The 16,209-nt window shown below is 58.8% G+C and carries 14 protein-coding genes; 3 read left to right on the forward strand and 11 right to left on the reverse strand.

Annotated elements, in window-relative coordinates; genetic code table 11:
• The 3 genes from KP699_RS12740 to KP699_RS12750 form a co-directional block, all read right to left on the reverse strand.
• Positions 1-186, reverse strand: a 186-nt coding sequence (locus KP699_RS12740) for a transposase (protein WP_215762890.1), incomplete at its 3' end; no start/stop codon positions are given.
• A gap of 40 nt (positions 187-226) precedes the next feature.
• A complete protein-coding gene (locus KP699_RS12745; protein WP_215762891.1) occupies positions 227-733 on the reverse strand; it encodes a LysE family translocator in 507 nt (168 codons plus the stop codon).
• Positions 734-827: 94 nt separating this feature from the next.
• Complete coding sequence (locus tag KP699_RS12750) at positions 828-2,084, reverse strand: dicarboxylate/amino acid:cation symporter (RefSeq protein ID WP_215762892.1); 1,257 nt, start codon at positions 2,082-2,084, stop codon at positions 828-830.
• A gap of 371 nt (positions 2,085-2,455) precedes the next feature.
• On the opposite strand from KP699_RS12750, the gene KP699_RS12755 reads away from it, so the two are divergent.
• Positions 2,456-3,385, forward strand: a complete 930-nt coding sequence (locus KP699_RS12755; protein ID WP_249210800.1) for a hypothetical protein — start codon at positions 2,456-2,458, stop codon at positions 3,383-3,385.
• Here KP699_RS12755 and KP699_RS12760 read toward each other — a convergent pair whose 3' ends face one another.
• Both KP699_RS12760 and KP699_RS12765 read right to left on the reverse strand, forming a co-directional pair.
• Positions 3,386-3,913, reverse strand: coding sequence for a hypothetical protein (locus KP699_RS12760; RefSeq protein ID WP_025827046.1), 528 nt, complete (start codon positions 3,911-3,913; stop codon positions 3,386-3,388).
• Between the two features lie 114 nt (positions 3,914-4,027).
• A complete protein-coding gene (locus KP699_RS12765) occupies positions 4,028-4,399 on the reverse strand; it encodes a YidB family protein (protein ID WP_077930158.1) in 372 nt (123 codons plus the stop codon).
• Positions 4,400-4,654: 255 nt separating this feature from the next.
• On the opposite strand from KP699_RS12765, the gene KP699_RS12770 reads away from it, so the two are divergent.
• Both KP699_RS12770 and KP699_RS12775 read left to right on the forward strand, forming a co-directional pair.
• Positions 4,655-6,838, forward strand: coding sequence for an FUSC family protein (locus KP699_RS12770; protein WP_212354666.1), 2,184 nt, complete (start codon positions 4,655-4,657; stop codon positions 6,836-6,838).
• 134 nt (positions 6,839-6,972) lie between these two features.
• Positions 6,973-9,144, forward strand: a complete 2,172-nt coding sequence (locus KP699_RS12775) for an FUSC family protein (protein ID WP_215762907.1) — start codon at positions 6,973-6,975, stop codon at positions 9,142-9,144.
• Positions 9,145-9,233: 89 nt separating this feature from the next.
• Here the strand turns inward: KP699_RS12775 and KP699_RS12780 are convergent, their stop codons facing one another.
• From KP699_RS12780 to KP699_RS12805, 6 genes are all read right to left on the reverse strand, one after another.
• Positions 9,234-10,241, reverse strand: a complete 1,008-nt coding sequence (locus KP699_RS12780) for an ion channel (RefSeq protein ID WP_086655404.1) — start codon at positions 10,239-10,241, stop codon at positions 9,234-9,236.
• A gap of 130 nt (positions 10,242-10,371) precedes the next feature.
• Positions 10,372-11,307 (reverse strand): hypothetical protein, encoded by a 936-nt coding sequence (locus tag KP699_RS12785; protein WP_215762893.1) that lies wholly within the window; start codon positions 11,305-11,307, stop codon positions 10,372-10,374.
• Positions 11,304-12,254, reverse strand: coding sequence for an MlaD family protein (locus KP699_RS12790; RefSeq protein ID WP_215762894.1), 951 nt, complete (start codon positions 12,252-12,254; stop codon positions 11,304-11,306). Before KP699_RS12790 ends, KP699_RS12785 begins: the two co-directional genes overlap by 4 nt.
• Positions 12,254-12,955, reverse strand: a complete 702-nt coding sequence (locus tag KP699_RS12795) for an ABC transporter ATP-binding protein (protein ID WP_077930162.1) — start codon at positions 12,953-12,955, stop codon at positions 12,254-12,256. The genes KP699_RS12790 and KP699_RS12795 overlap by 1 nt, the downstream gene beginning before the upstream one ends.
• A gap of 4 nt (positions 12,956-12,959) precedes the next feature.
• Positions 12,960-13,853: an ABC transporter permease gene (locus KP699_RS12800; protein ID WP_077930163.1), complete on the reverse strand. Its 894-nt coding sequence runs from the start codon at positions 13,851-13,853 to the stop codon at positions 12,960-12,962.
• Entirely contained in the window at positions 13,850-16,171 is a 2,322-nt protein-coding gene (locus tag KP699_RS12805; protein WP_215762895.1) for an adenylate/guanylate cyclase domain-containing protein, read from the reverse strand. The genes KP699_RS12800 and KP699_RS12805 overlap by 4 nt, the downstream gene beginning before the upstream one ends.
• Positions 16,172-16,209: the final 38 nt, after the last annotated feature.

Genomic DNA, 16,209 nt, shown 5'->3' on the forward strand with positions numbered 1-16,209 from the left:
TTCATCTTCCAAGGCCTTCAGTCGTTTGGCCTCAGATACCTCAAGGCCACCATAGCGGGTCTTCCATTTGTAAAACGTCGCATCACTGATCCCGTGTTTGCGGCAAAGATCAGAGACCTTGAGCCCAGCCTCCTGTTCCTTCAGCACCCCTATGATCTGCTCTTCCGTAAAACGACTGCGTTTCATTCGTCCGTATCCTTCTCGATCGGACTCTACTTTAAAATGGTTACATTTTCGGGGGGCACGTCACAAACATTGCTGCCACGCAGGTCAGCCCCAGATAAATTGACGCATGCTGAGGCATGGAGGCCGCAAACAGACTTGAGACAAAAATCGGCGCTTTGGGGTTAAGCAGGTTTGTCAGAAACCCTGCAAAAAAGCTGTTAGAGCGCTGGTCCGTGGTGAGAGACGCCGTGCCAGCCTCCCCCTCATTTTTCCAGCTACTCATCAGCAATTTTGCCCCGACGGTCATCAGGTACAGTCCGCCGCCAATTTTAAGCGCCAGATAAAGCCATGGGGCGGCAATAAAGAGCGCGCGAATACCAAAAAACCCTGCAACTCCCCAGACAGCAACGCCTGAGGCTATCCCGAAGGTGGCCTGCAAGGCGGCTGGCCGCCCCTTCATGACGGCAAGACGTGTCACGAGCAGGAAGTCCAGTCCGGGCACAATCATGGCCACCAGCCAGAACGCGGTGATGGCAGCAATGACGGAGAAATCCTGTGTCAGTGTCATAGGCGCTCGTCCCCAACAGTCCATTGTTCATTTTTAGTCTGACGATAAGACCTGCCGGAGAAGCAGGGCGCAGGCAATACCAGACGCCTGCCTCTTACAGCCTGTCCTCCGTCGATCCGTCCGACAGCACCCCTTCCCATTTGGCGGAAATAGCAGCGGCGTAACCGTTGCCCAGCACGTTAGTGGCCGTGCGGGCCATATCGAGGAAATGGTCAATACCGAGGATCAGGGTAATCCCTGCTTCTGGCAAGCCGAACTGCGGCAGCACCGCGACCAGTGTCACAATGGAGGCGCGCGGCACACCGGCAATGCCTTTGCTGCTCAGCATCATGACCAGCACCATGGTAAACTGCTGCATGGCGGACAGGTGAATATCATACACCTGCGCGATAAAAAGCGCACCAAAGCTCTGGAACAGGATGGAGCCGTCCAGATTAAAGCTGTAGCCCAGCGGCAGAACAAAACCGCTGATACGGGTGGGCACGCCAAAATTCTCCAGCTTTTCCAGCAGGAGCGGATACACGGATTCACTACTGGCTGTGGCGTAACCCAGAATAAGCGGCTGAACCAGTTCACGGATCAGGTCTTTAATCCGGCGGCCCAGCACCAGAAATGCCAGTGTTGTCAGCACAACCCACAGCACCAGAATGGTGCCGTAAAACTCCACCAGAAAGCGGCTATACTGGATCAGCATCCCGCCGCCACTATGGGCGATGCTGCCCATCACGGAGCCAAAAACGGCCATGGGGGCCAGCAGCATGACGATATCCGTCATCCGCAGCATGATGTGCCCCAGTTCTTCCGTCCAGCCGAGCATGGTCTTTCCGGCCTTACCCGCCGCAGGGAGCGCGAGACCAAACAGCACGGAAAACACGACAATCTGGAGGATATCATTGCGGGACATGGCGTCCAGAACGCTGGTCGGCACGATATGCAGCATAAAATCCACCGGCTGGAAGGGGTGCTTCAGACCAGCCAGATCTTCCACCGCCGGAGGTTCAAACCCCTTACCCGGCTGGAGGATATTCCCCGCCAGCAGGCCGATCAGCAGTGAGACGAAAGACATACTGATGAACCACAGCAGGATCTTACCGCCGATGCGGAACACCTGACTGTCATCCCCCAGCTTGCCAATACCGCTGACCAGCGTGGCAAAGACCAGCGGTGCAATAACCATTTTGATCAGCCGCAGGAACAGCCCCGTCATGAGCGTTGCGGCCTGCTCGGCAAAATGAATAACAGCGGGTGAGAGCGTATGAATAAAAAGCCCGCTCACCACACCAAGAACAAGAGCTATCAGAATGGCATAAGTCCGCCGTCTGGTGTTGACCGGCTGCGTCCCAATAGCCATTCCGTTGTTCCCTGTTCTGGTTTTCTGCCACTATTTTGCCGGTTTCTACGCTACTGCCAGCAATATTTGAAGACCAGACCGGCCCCATCTCATGAATTCTTTCACACAAAGAAGACTCCATGAAATAGATGAATAATCGTAACAAGAGATGTTCGATAATAATACGAAATGAAATAAAATTTCTCCAGACGCCGCAGAAAACTCACAGTCTTTCAATAACTCACAAAAATTCTTCTAAAAAATCCACCTCCTGTTGTTGATTTCAGGGGGATTTGCTGGCTTTGTCCCGTCAAAGTTCAAAAAAAGAGGTGCTTTTTAAGGTTATGGTCAGAGTGTCACGCCCACGCTGCTCCCGTCTTTTTTACGCAGCGCTGGTCGGATCAGTCTTTACCCACCTCCCGCTCCGGCCTGTGCAGGCGGCACAGTGGTACACAGGGTCTCTGGTGTCTCCCTCTGGTGCCAAATCGCACGCGGGGGATCTCGGGGTGGAACCGTACTATACCTACAGTCAGCCTGTTGGCAGCTTTGCCTCAAACGGCACCAGTCACCCGCTCCATCCACGGCAGCAAAGCTTCAGTAATTCCACTTTGTGGAAATACGGCATTACGGATGATATCAGCATTCAGGCGCATACCGTCGTCAGCTATGGGTGGAAACATGCGGCTGGCCATTCCCACGGTCCGCAATTTGGGGATTTTCCGGTTGATTTCATCTGGCGGTTTCTCCACCCCGACCCTAGGCGCTTCATCCCGGACCTGAACCTGTTTGCAGGCGTTGTCATGCCAACGGGGGCTTACTCCCGCCTGCGCACCACACAGGATGGTACGGGGACAGGCGCTTACGTCTTCCGCATGGCCATCACCAGCCAGTCCACCTACACCCTGCCCGGCCACCATGCCCTGCGCCTGCGCGTCTGGAACTGGTGGCGGCGTGCTTTAACCAGTGCGCGCCTGCATGATGCCACCACTTATGGCACCTCCGCAGGCTTTCACGGCACCGGGCGTCCGGGCATGAGCGGCCAGACCGGCTTTTCTCTGGAATATGGCCTTAATCAGCGCTGGGTTCTGGCGATGGATCTGGCACGGGACTGGGGCAACGGTTCACACGTTAAAGGATGGAACGCTGCGGGCACACGGATCAACAAGATCAGTGCGGCCTCAACCGACTGGCAGATTGCGCCAGCCGTGGAATATAACTGGAACCCGCGCTGGGGGATTATTGCCGGAGCCGCCGTTTATTACGCCGGACATAATACAGGGATTAAGGTCGCCCCGCAGTTTGCCGTAAATGCGGTGTTCTGATCAGCTATTCCCAACTTCACGGAGCGACTGACGCGCCCAGATATCCTCCCGCGCACGGCGCTGGGGTGGCCGGGGCTGGCAGGAAATAAAATACAGCCCCACCACAAAGACGATGTTGGACAACGCATTAAACCACATCGGCAACTGGAACGGCGCAGGCGCATCATACGCCTGATAAAGCACGTAAGCGGTAAACGGGATGGAAACCAGCCGCACCCCCACCAGCATGTAGCGCAGCGGGTTGGGCCTGCCGGGCTGCACGAGCACACGCATACGGTTCAGGCCGATAAAGAACGTGATGCACAGGCCCCAGACCAGCACGTTGAACATCATGTTGGAAATATCTTCCATCCCGCCAATGACGAAGACGGCGATAATGGAAACCGCAGAAAACAGCAGGGAGCCAAGCTGGCAACTCATGCCGACTTCCAGTGCAGGCATGCGTTCAGGCAGCCTGTCCGCCAGAGGCTGACAAATTTCGTCCAGCAACCAGCTATCCACACGTGTGATGCGCTCACCTAGGGTCATACAGGGAGCATAACGGATTGTCCGGGCGGATGCACCTTTCAATCCTGCAAGTTTGCCATCTTTACGGCAAAGCTGCGCACCCGGCCGGACGACCAGCCGGGTGCGGGGAAAAGCTCAGGCTTCTTTTGTCGGTTCGGCCGGGGGGAGCGTGCCGTCCGGCGTCTTTTTGTCCACCGCCTGCGGCAGGAAATGCGCCAGCGTGGTCAGAACGGCATCAGCCGGCAGGCCCGTCCGCTGCACCAGATCATGCACCGTGCCGCTGCCCAGAATATCACGGATCTCATCCGCTGTGGCCGGGACATTGGTGCCCTGGCTGATCCATGAACGAACCTTGTCACCCAGACCGGCCTGATCAGCCTGCGTCAGGATGTTCTGTAGTGTTTCAGGCTGAAGCAGTTTCTGGAGCTGCTGCTGCATTTCTCCCTGAAGGCTGACGCCCAGCGCGCCTTCAACTTTCCCAACAAGGTTCTGAAAGAAATCGGACATGTAAAGCCTCTCTGCTTTTCCATTTATGCCTGCATGCAGGTCCTGCGCAATGTCAGGCGGGCATCACTCAAGATGATCATGGACCAAATAGCAGTCATGTGCGAGATCAATAACTGCCTTTCTTATCGTCCGGGCACCCTGCTGAGATGGACCGATAGCTGATATGCGTCTGACACCTCAAGGAAAATTCAGGGAATCGGGCTACTTTGAAAGACTGAAACGCTTTGAACAGCCGCAGCCAAAAAAGTAGCTCCTTTGCCCAGTCTTCCCGTCTTCCTCCTTGACCGCATCGGGCCTTTGCGCCACCTGCGTCCGCTCCGCCGCCCCGGTGAGCAGCAGAGCGGCCGCCTCCGCTGGCTGTTTGCGCCCTCCCTGCCCGCACTTGGCTTTGCCGTACGCACCACAGCCGCCGCACTGATCGCCCTGATTATTGCGCTGTGGATGGAACTGGATGATCCGCAATGGGCCTCCATGACCGTCTGGATTGTGGCGCAGGGCTCACGCGGGGAAAGTATTTCCAAAGCAAAATGGCGACTGGTGGGGACCGCCATTGGCGTGGTGATGTCCATCACGCTGATTTCCGCCTTCATCCAGCAGGCGTGGCTGTTTTTCCCGGCACTCGGGATCTGGGTCGGGGTGTGCTGCACACTGGCGACAGTTGTCAGAAACTTCCGCTCCTATGCGCTGGTGCTGGCGGGGTATACCTGCGCCATTATTGCCATCGGGGCCATTCCCAACCCCGCCAACGTGTTTATGACAGCCATGTCCCGCGCAACCTATATTGTGCTGGGCATTACGTGTGAGAGCGTTCTGGCTGGTCTGTTCGCCCACAATCTGGCGGATATGGCGCGACGCAATATTCGTGACAAACTGCGCACCGCGCTGGGCAATGTCTCGGCCTCGGTCTCCAGCCTGCTCTCGGGGGATGAGGAAGCTCTGGTGCGCTCACGCGCCATGTTCGGCCCCATTCTGTCAATCAATGACCAGATTGAATTCTCAGAAGTGGAAATGGGTCCGCACGGGCATGAGGGGGACCACGCCCGCGCAGCACTGGCTGCGGTGTCCGTCCTGCTCTCCCGTGGTCTGGGTATGGCGGTGCGTCTGCAATATGTGGATACGGACCAGCCGGTTTTCCGCGCCACGGCGGCCAGAGTCAGCACCTTTCTGACCAGCCTGCCACCGCAGCTTGAAAATGATGATACCGTCCAGCATCTGCTGGAAGATCTGCGCCTGCTGCGCGGGGAATGTCGCCAGCAGATTGTGGATGCCCTGACGACTGAAATCAGCATGCAGCAGGTCCGGGTGCAGGATAACCCGGAAATTCAGGCCCTGCTGGACGGCCGTATTCTGCACAACGCGCTTGATGAACTGCTGGGGGAACTGGAACAGGCGATCCGGGAATATGATGCCAGTCAGCATTTTATCCGCGGGGACCACTTCCACTTCCGCCTGCAGTCACATGTGGACAAGCGGGAAGCCTTTTATAACGGGCTGCGCGCGACCGTCGCCATCACATCGGCCGGACTGGTGTGGGAAGTCACGGCATGGCCTGCGGGCCTTGGCTTCATCACCTTTGTCGCCATTGTGTGCGGTCTGTTCGCCACGCGGGAAAATCCGGTGGTGGCCACCACCCAGTTTATGGTCGGCAGCCTGTGGGCGGCCCTCGTGTCCTTCTTTCTTGTGTTTGTGGTGCTCCCCACACAGGAAACCTATGAAATGCTGGTGGCCTCCCTCACGATCCCCATGATCGCAGGCGGACTGGCCAGCCGGAACGCCGGGACGGCCCTGCATGCGGCAGCCTACACACTGCTGCTGCCCAATTTTGTGCACCCCTTCAATCAGGGGCGTGAGGACGAAATTGCCTGGTTCAACAGCACGGCCGCCATTCTGCTCGGCGTGGCGTTTGCCGTCATTATGTTCCGGGCGGTTATGCCGTTCAGCAGTGCAGCGGAACGCTGGCGCATGCGCCGCACGCTGCTGCGTGACCTGCGCACGCTGGCATCCGCCGAACCCATCCCGCTGAACCAGAACTGGATTGGCCGGAATATTGACCGCTTTGCCCGGCTGATCCGCCACGCAGGCCCCACGCCCTCCCCCACCATTGAGGGCTGCCTGCAGGGCACACTGGCTGCCATGACCATTGGTCTGAACATCATCCGCCTGCGCAACCTGCTGCAACGCGACCAGATTCCGCCTGCTGCCCGCAGGCCGATTGAAGTGGTGATGAAGCGCATGAGCCGCTTTACCGGCAAATATGGCCGGACGGCCCAGAGCGCGCGCATTGCCACCAACACGCTGCGCCGCATTGAGGCCATGGAACCGAACATCACCACCCGCATCGAACTGACCCGCGCCATTGCCTACCTGATTGTGGTCTCGCACGAGCTGGAAGCCAATGCCGTGTTCCTTGATGCGTCCAAGCCTTACAAGGCGGCATAAATCCTTCATTCTGCCGCTTTCTGAAAAATAATTTTAAGATGTACCGGGCTGCCGCCTTCATGTTATAACACGGGTTCTGGAGGAATTTCTGGCCCGTGTCTGTGTCTTCTTTGTCTGATCGCCTCGCACAGCATATTCATGCGTGGGCTGCCAGAACCTCTCTGGGCCGTGCTGGTCTTTCAGAAAAAGCGCCCCTTGCATGGCTGATTGCCCCCTCCCCGGCCAATCTCGGTTTTGCTCTGCGCACAACCTTTGCCGCCCTGCTGGCCCTCAGCCTCGCTCTATGGATGGAACTGGACAGCCCGCAATGGGCCGCCATGACAACATGGATTGTGGCCCAGAACTCACGCGGGCAAAGCATGTCCAAAGCCAAATGGCGGCTGATTGGCACATGTATTGGCGCCATAGCCGGGATTGCCTTTCTGGCGGCCTTTCCGCAGGAGCCGTGGCTGCTCTTCCCGCTACTGGCGCTGGGGGCCGGTGCCTGCTGCGCCGAGGCGACGTTTTTGCGCAACTTCCGCTCCTACGCACTGGTTCTGGTGGCTTTCACCTGCACCATCATCGTGCTGAGCGGGGCCAACCAGCCCGACAATGTCTTCATGATCGCCATGTCCCGCACCACCTACATCACGCTGGGTATTGTGTGTGAGAGCACGCTGGCAGGGCTGTTTGCCCCACGGCTGCAAACTGTTGCGCATGAGGAAATCCGCGGCCGGATGCAGGAAGCGTTAAGCGGAGCCTGCCTGAGCATGACGGGACTGCTACTGGGAGAAAAAGATGGGCTGTTCCGCTCCCGCGCGCTGATCGGCAGTATTCCGTCTCTCGCGGATCAGATCGAGTTCAGTGAAATTGAGATCGGCCCGCACGCCCATATTGGGGACCACGCCCGCGCGGTTCTGGCGAGCATTTCCACCTTTCTGGCCCGTGGGCTGAGCCTGCATATCCATATGCAGGCGGCGGCCCCGCTGCCTGAAACTTTTGAAAAATCACTTTCAGACTTTGCGCAGATCCTGAAAACCACCCCTGAACGCCTGACGACCGAGACCGATCTGGTTGCGGCCGCCCGACAGATCCGGGCGGACCTGTACCACACCCGCACCAACTGCCTGCAAACCGCAACGGACACGCTGATCCTTTTTGAACAGGCCAGATCCCACCGCAACAGTTCCGAACAACTGATGCGGGACCTGCTGGAAAGCCGTATTCTGGAAACAGCGCTTGCCAAGCTGATTCTGGAACTGGATGAAGCGGTGCAGCATTTTCTTGCAACGCTGGAACCCGGCACAAAAGACCATTTCCGCTTTGCCCAGCATATTGAAAAAGACCCCGTTCTGGCCATCAATAATGGCTTGCGAGCTGCCGTGGGGATCTGCGTTGGGGGTTTGATCTGGGAGGTCACGGCGTGGCCGGACGGATCTACGCTCGCCATGTTTGTGGCTGTCACCAGCACCCGCTTTTCCTCTTTTGAAAATCCTGTTCTTGCCTCAAGCGGTTTTTTAAGGGGCGCGGTCTGGGCTGCCGCGGTATCGTGGTTGCTGGTGTTCTTTGTGCTGCCGGAACAGGCCAGTAATGAAACACTTCTGGCCTCCCTGTTCTTCCCCATGCTGATTGGCGGATTAGCCCTGCGTGCCCCAAACTCCATTGGAACTGCCGCAGCCTATAACAATTTCATGCCGTTTATGGTGGGACCCGCGAACCACACCCGCCTGAATGAAATTGTCTGGTTTAACACCACGCCCGCCGTTGTTCTTGGCATTGCGCTGGGCGTGTGGGCCTTCCGGCTGGTTCTGCCGTTTGACCCGGCGGCCGAACGCTGGCGGCTCCGCCGCAGACTGGTGCGTGATTTACGCAGGCTGGCTGCACAAAAAAGCGCCTTTACGCCCGCCGAATGGATGGCGCGCTCCTGCGGACGAATTGCGCAGATTATCCACCATGCCGGTGTCCAGCCTGATGCGCTGACGGAAGCCTATCTGGCCGGTGCCATGGGGATTATGACGGTCGGGCTGCTGGTGCTGCGTATTCAGCATGTGCTGGCACATCAGGTGCTCTCACCGGAGCAGACACACCTGTTGCAGGATGTTCTGCACAGCATTGCAACCCTGCGAGGCAACAGCACTCGCCCTGCGGAAAAAGCCGCACAGGCCCTCGCCCTGCTGCGCCCGGCAGCGTTATGGGAGCCAAACCTGTCCTTACAGATGGACCTGACCCGCGCCGTCGGCAGTCTGGAAGTCATGACGCGGGAACTGGCGGATAACGTGACCTTTCTGGACACGAGCCGCCGCTTCCATCTGCCCCGCGCGGCCTGACGCCCACAGAACGGCCAAACTATTCCCAGAGTATCAGTGTATCCGAGCGTCCGTGTGTCAGTGTGTCAGTGCGTCAGTGCGTCAGTGCGTCAGTGTTGCTCAATATCATGAAAGCGCGTGTAATCCACGGCGATTTTCCCGTCTGGACGGGAAAGAACGATATCCACAAACCGGTGATTATGATGCACATGGTCAAACCGATACGCCGTTCTGGCAAAAACAGTCTGACCCAGAGCCTCGTCCGTGCCGGTCACGGTCACGACAATTTCGGCCTCTTCCTTCTCAAGCTCCGCCATGCTCTTGCCGTGCAGCGGACTTTCCGGGCCGATCACATGCGCCATGACAAATGCAAACCGCAGCACCGGCACATGAGACTGCACCAGTAAAAGCTGATCAAACTGCCGGACCAGATGCCCGTTTTCACTCAGCACCAGCCGGGAGAGCGAGACTTCCACATCCACGGATAAAATGACGCTCAGCCGCATATTGGCAATGCGGATACACAGTGCCGGGATACCATTTTCATTACTGATAACAGCTTTGTTGCTGAACATGATGCGCGCCCGGGGGCGGGCAAAACGGGCGAACACAACACCCGTTGCCAGCGCATTGATCATCATGCCAATCAGCACTTCAAACGTGACAATCACGTTGGCATACGGCCCGACAGGCACCATGCCGCCATAGCCCACGGTGGACAGCGTCTGCACACTGAAGAAGAACAGGGAGAGCAGCGTGTGCTGGCTATCACCCGTCACCTGCCCCGGTGCGACCAGATAGAGCAGGGCAAAGAACAGATTGATCAGAAAGTAGGAAATAACCGACCAATACACAAAAGACGGCCAGCTTGCCGTCAGAGCGTGGTGGTACAGGTCCGTCCAGACACTATCTGAAAGCCCGACGCGCACGACATCCCGGTGGGCCTTTTCCTCCACCAGTGCATGCGTGCGAAACCGGCGGATGGCTTCTTTTGTCGTGAAGTGGGATTTTTTGCCCGTCTTGCCGGTATCCTCAAGAGGCGTATCATCCAGCCGGTTATACCGCGCCGTAAGTTTCGCCTCACGCTTTTCCTTAAGATGGCGGAATAAGCTTTTCATGTCTGACCTTCTGATCTGAAAGGCCGCCATGCCGCGCGACCCTGCCGTCAGACGGTGATACACGCCCGCAGAACCGCGTGCGCCTATCATTTACGCATGACAAATCCGCATCACTTTGCAGCGATTTTTCTTATTGCGCTTTGGGCTCCGCAAACGGATGGAGGGAGACCCCGCCTGCCAGATGCGCCCATTCCGCCGCATCCCCCTGCGCGGATGTTGCCCCGCCACGCAGCAGCGTTTCCCCCTGCGTCACCGTTGCAGCATCTGCCGTATTGGCGGACTTGGCCTGCATGGACGCACTCTGTGCGGCCCGCGCCCAGAAACTGGCCGCTTTCTGGTGGTCCCCGCTGCGGTCGGCCGCCTGCCCGGCCAGAGCCAGCGCCCGCGCCATATCACGGTAAGAGGCTTCATCCCGCCGCAAAGTGGCCGCCTGCTCCGCAAGCTGCTCTGCCTGCACGGGGCTGGAGGCCAGTACGGCGCGCGCCTGAATTTCCGCCTTATCCGCCTGCTCCGTGCGGGAAAGCGGCGGCTTCAGCGCATTGAAATAGGTCAGCGCTTTCTGGAAAGCCGTTCTATCCTGCCCGGCATCCGCCGCCAGCCCCAGTACAAGGGCCGAGCGCGCGGCATAAGCGCGATCCGCCGCGTTCATACCGCCGGAAGCCAGCGTGACGGCCTGAGGATATTGCCACAGACGGTAGCGGGCCGCCGCTTCAATCAGGTCAAACTCAGGCTGTGCAGTCTGCCCGCGCAAAGCGGCCGCTTGCCGGGTTGTCTGCACGGTTTTAACCGCAGCCGCCGGATCATCCCCCGCCAGTTGCGCCACGGCCAGATCATACCCTGCCTCTGCCGCAGCCACCCCATCATCCCGCAACAGCGCCAGATCCGCTGCCCGACGATACTGGGTTATCGCCACGCTGTACCGGCCGAGTTCAAAGGAATCCTGACCCGCTGTCATGGCCTGATCCCACGCGGCGTCATCCCGCGCGGACGGGGCTTCCACCGCCCCGCCACCGCATCCGGCCAGAAGCAGGGGGGCTAGCAGGGTGAGTGCGGCAACGCGCTTCATGGCCGCACCTGCCGGGGGGCAAGACGGTTTTTTCTGGTGGTTTTCTGCCCGCCCAGCAGCCACACCCCCCGGAGCTGGTCTGTCAGCTTTTCCAGCCCGTACAGGGTGGTCTGCGCCTGTGCCAGCAGGGCTGGCAGATCTGCCGTGCTGGCCTCCACACTGCCAGCAATCGCGGGCAGATGCGGGGTCGCGCCTTTCAGATCATGCGAGGCAGAGCGCAGGTTGTTCATGGTGCCGTCCGTTTTGGTCATAATCCCGGAAACCTGCTGCTCAATCGGCTTCAGTCGGTCAATGACGGTGTTCAGAGAAACCGCTGCCGCCTGCGCCTGCTTGAGCAGTTCATCATTCGTCAGCAACTGGCCCACCGTCCCCTTGCCTGCGTGCATGTCGGTCATGGTGGCGTCCAGTTCGGCCATCATGTGGCGGGCACTGGCAATGGCGGGCATGATCTGCGCCTGAATATCATTGAGTGTCGCGGTAATCTGGTCCGCCGGGTTGGGGGCAGGTGTGGCGCTGAGCACCGCATAGCTCCAGTCCATTGCCTCGCCATGCCCTCGGCTGAGTTCCAGATAAGATGATCCTGTGACAATAAACTGCTTACGGATAATGGCTGTACTGTCCCGCCGGATAAAGGGCTTGGCCTGCGGGTCCAGATCCACCAGCGCATACATATCACCCGAGGGGTTGAGTTTCACGGCGCGGATGGTTCCGGCATGGGTGCCCAATAGCTGCACATCACTCCCCACCGTCAGACCACCCACGCCCGAAGCAGGCAGCGTGACATGCAGGCGCGCGGGCGGTGTCAGCCAGTTTTGCAGCACACCAGCTTCCACCACGGCGCCGGCAAACAGCACCACGCTGAGAAGGACAAGGAACCCGACCCATTCATCCGCATAGCGGAGGGAAATGAGAGGTTTGATTTTCTGTCTTAAGCGGATCTGGAACATTATGCCGTCCGTATTTCTACAAGCCCGTCATCAGCCAGGCGCCATATACTCGTTATCCCCTGCCGGTAGCCCTGCCATATGGCATTATTACGCACCAGCCAGATAACACCTGCGCCCCTGTCCCGCGCATCCGTTATTGCACTGAGAAACGGATTTTGCAGGTCCACGGGGCTTCCTTCCAGCGGGTCTTCCAGAAGCAGCAGGCGGGGCCGCCCGAGAAACGCCCGCACACACCCGGCCCGCAGCAGATCCACATCGGACAACATGCTGGGCCGCAGCACTGGCAGGCCGGGCAGACCGAACAGTTCCCCAAGCCTTGCCGCTTCCGCCACAATTTCATCCAGCGGGCGGGATGTATGGTGCAGTTGCTGGAGGGTAATCGCAAGATGTGTGTTCAGAAACTCTGGCCAGCTTGCCCGGCGGGTCATGCGCCCGATGCGGCCGCGCAGGGCGTTAAGCTCCCTGTCATGCAGATCTGCCCAGTCCAGCCCCATGAACCTGACGGCGCCATCATCCAGAGGCACCAGCCCGCAGCACAGATCCGCAAACATGGTGGCGCGGGAAGTGGAGCGCGCTTCAACCACCATACAGTCACCGGGCATCAGCTTCATGCTGAAGGGCACGGGCGGCAGGCCACTTTCCTCAAAAGAGGGAACAGCCTTGTTCAGTTCCAGCAGCGGGCCTGCGATACGTGTATCCATGAGCTTACAGATCCAGACTGAACAGCACGCTGACAGCCATCACAATCAGCATACCGCGTGAGAAGCCGCGCGGCAGAAGCGTGCGCAGATTGTCCTCATTTGTGGCGGTCAGCCCCGTCAGGCAGCCGCCCAGCCCCACAACAAACCCAACCGTGACGAATTTGAGCGGAATCACCAGATAATCCGCGCGGGACATGGCTGTGATCACATCATACAGAAACGTCCAGACCGGATTTGTCACCACGCCGGAAATCCGGCTGATAACGTAGCCCGTGACAAGAGCCGCGAAAGAAAACAGAATCCCCAGCGTAAAGCCGCCAACGGTAAAGGCCAGCGTCCGGGGCATGACCAGCAGCAGAAACGGGTCCAGCCCCTGCGCCTGCATGGAGCGGATTTCTCCGCCGGTTGTCAGCAGCCCCAGCTCCGTTACGGAGAGCATACCGTTGCGGCCCAGCAGCAGAATACCAACCAGAATGGGCGCAATTTCCCGAATGACGACATCAATCAGAATGGTGCCAGTCATTTTGGCCATCCCCGCCAGACCAAGCCAGTAAATGGTCTGGGAGACGGCGGCCACACCTGTCAGCGTCCCCGCAAACAGGGTGGCAATCAGACCGCCGCCAATCACGCTGCGCATGGTGGAGGCAAATTCAAACCGCACGGTCCGCCGCCAGGAATGGGCGCGGAAACTTTCAAAAATAACGCCCCAGCTTGCCCCGAGCATAATCAGGAAAAAGCGGATCTGCCGCCGGGTCAGCCGCCCCAGCCATGCCAGTTTTTCCCGCGCCCATTCACGCAGCGTCAGTTTTGGCCGGTGCTGGGGGTGGCTGGCGGCATCCGCCTCCAGAATCGGGTCCCGCTCTTCCCCCGGATTACGTGGTTCGCTGCTGCCACTCATCGGCGTGCCGCCAGAATATAAGCGCGGCCCAGCCCCAGATGCGGCGCAAAGAAGGACCCGCGAGAGCGGAACAGATATCTGTCACGCAACGCCTGATACACGCGGTCCGTCACCTGAATGGTGCCGCCATCACTCGCGCCCTGCGCCATCAGTTCCGCGAGCGAGACCGTCTGCCCCCACAGGTTGAACACTTTTGGGTCTTCACCCACAGCGCCACCAAAGGCCGCGCCATAGTCCAGCCCCATGGCAAAAACCGGCTCAAGATTAGCGGCCGCCAGTGTTGCCATGAATGTCTCGCGCATGGTCAGCGCGGCATCGGCAATGCGGATAATGGCTGTGGGGTCTTCCTCAACCGTACAACCCGCCATGCAGATCATCCGGTGCCCTGCCACCTCCACCGCAAACAGGCCGCGCTCTCTGGAAATGCGCTGCACATCGGTTGCCAGGGCATTAATCAACTGGAGCAGACTCTGGGTTTCCGCCTCACCATCCACAACCGGGTCAGAAAACGTGATCACCAGCACCGCAACGGACGGATAAATGCCTGACGTGCTGACACCTGCCACCTGCGGCGCCTGCATCAGCATATTATCATAACGCGGCGCAGGCAGCGGCGTGGCGGATGCCGCAGTGCCCGGAATATCCTCAGCGGCCAGAGCATGCGTCCCGGCATCATCCGCGGTTTCCGCCAGCCTGATCCCGGCGATGGAGGCCATAAGGTCTACAAAATACAGCAGATGCGGCGCCATGTGCGCATCTTCCAGCACCAGCCCGCCCATAATCCCTTTCGGGCCGTGAATGGGGTAGATCGCGAGCATTCTGGTGCCCAGTTCCCGCATCACGAGGCGTTCAAACTGCCGGGTGCGTTCATCCGTGGCGGCATTCTCAACCGTTAGCACGTCCCCGGCTTCAATGGTTTCAAACAGGTCGCCCAGATCGGCGCGCGACATTTCAAAACCACCGGAATGGGCATCCTGTTTCTGATCATACGAATCCTCGCAGATCATCGCCGCACCATCGTGCAGCAACCGCCAGATGCTGGCCCGGCGCGCATCCGTGATGTGCACAAGCTGCTCTGTTAGCACCAGTGGTTCGGCAGCCGGGTCAAACAGGCGGGGGGTGGCGGCAACCTGCTGCACGGCTGCGGTTTCATGCGCAATCTGCGCGCCCTGCTGCCCCAGTTTGCGGGCCACCCGTTCTGACCGCCGGACCTGCCGCACCAGAAACCCGGCCAGCACCAGAGAGAACACAATAATAATGCCTGCAAACTGCAAGCTCTGCTGGCTGCTCTGCCGGGCAAAGTTTGCAAAATCACTCTCCGGGGCGGACAGAAGCAAAATCCAGCCCTCTGCTGAATTTTTCAGCGGGGACGCAATGGTGACGTAGCGTTTGCCATTCAGCTCAAAACTGCGTGGCCCGAACCCCCGCACGCGGTAATGGTCATACCCGCGGGCAAAAACCGGGTGCGTCTTGGGGTCCAGCACCATCTTGTTGGGGTCCCATCCCGCAGCTTCCGCCTGCTGCATGATGTTACGCCCCGCAATGACCCGGCCCTTGCTGTCCAGAATAATAGCGTTGCCGGTTTTGCCGACTTTCAGATGGTCAAGAAAGGTGCTGAGTTCATTGAGAGAAATATTGGTAGCAAACACATAGGTATGCCCGTTTGAACCCTTAAACCGCAGGGAGCTTGTCATCACAAACTGGCGCGCCGTGGCAAACAGATACGGCTGCGTCCACTGCGTGTCCGTCTTGCCCTCCGTATTGGTGTACCATGGGCGTTTCCGGGGGGCATATCCGGTTGCGTCGGTATATTCCTCGCCGGTTTTTACACCATCATCCGTATAAAACTCGCGGTGATAGACCTGTTTGCCATCGTGCAGCTCAAAGGCGGTGCGTTCCTGATTTTTACCATCCGGCCCGCGGGTAATCAGACGGAAATGCCCGTCTTCATCCCCCAGATAAAAGGACTGTAACTGCGGCACGCTTTGCAGCATGGCCGCACCGTAGGAATTGAACACCCGGTCAGCCACCTGCGGCGGCGCATGCGTAATCATCCCGCTGGCGATGATATTCCCGGCCATGGCGGGCATAATGTAGTCTGACACTTCCTGAGAAATGTTCTGCTGCACAGCGCCCAGCAATTCATGCGTCAGCGCCACAACGCCCGCCCGCGTGGAGCGATAGGAATGCAGGCCAATAGCGGCAATGGCCCCCACAACCAGCACCAGCGCGCCAAAGGGCAGAACCAGATGCAGCAGGACGCGCTTTATGGACGCATCATTCTGCACAGTCGGGTCGACAATCTCATCAGAAGACACGTGATTTTTTCCCCTGACTTCCGGTCATAAATCCCTCA

This window comes from Acetobacter sp. P1H12_c (assembly GCF_018811975.1).
GTDB classification, from domain to species: domain Bacteria; phylum Pseudomonadota; class Alphaproteobacteria; order Acetobacterales; family Acetobacteraceae; genus Acetobacter; species Acetobacter persici.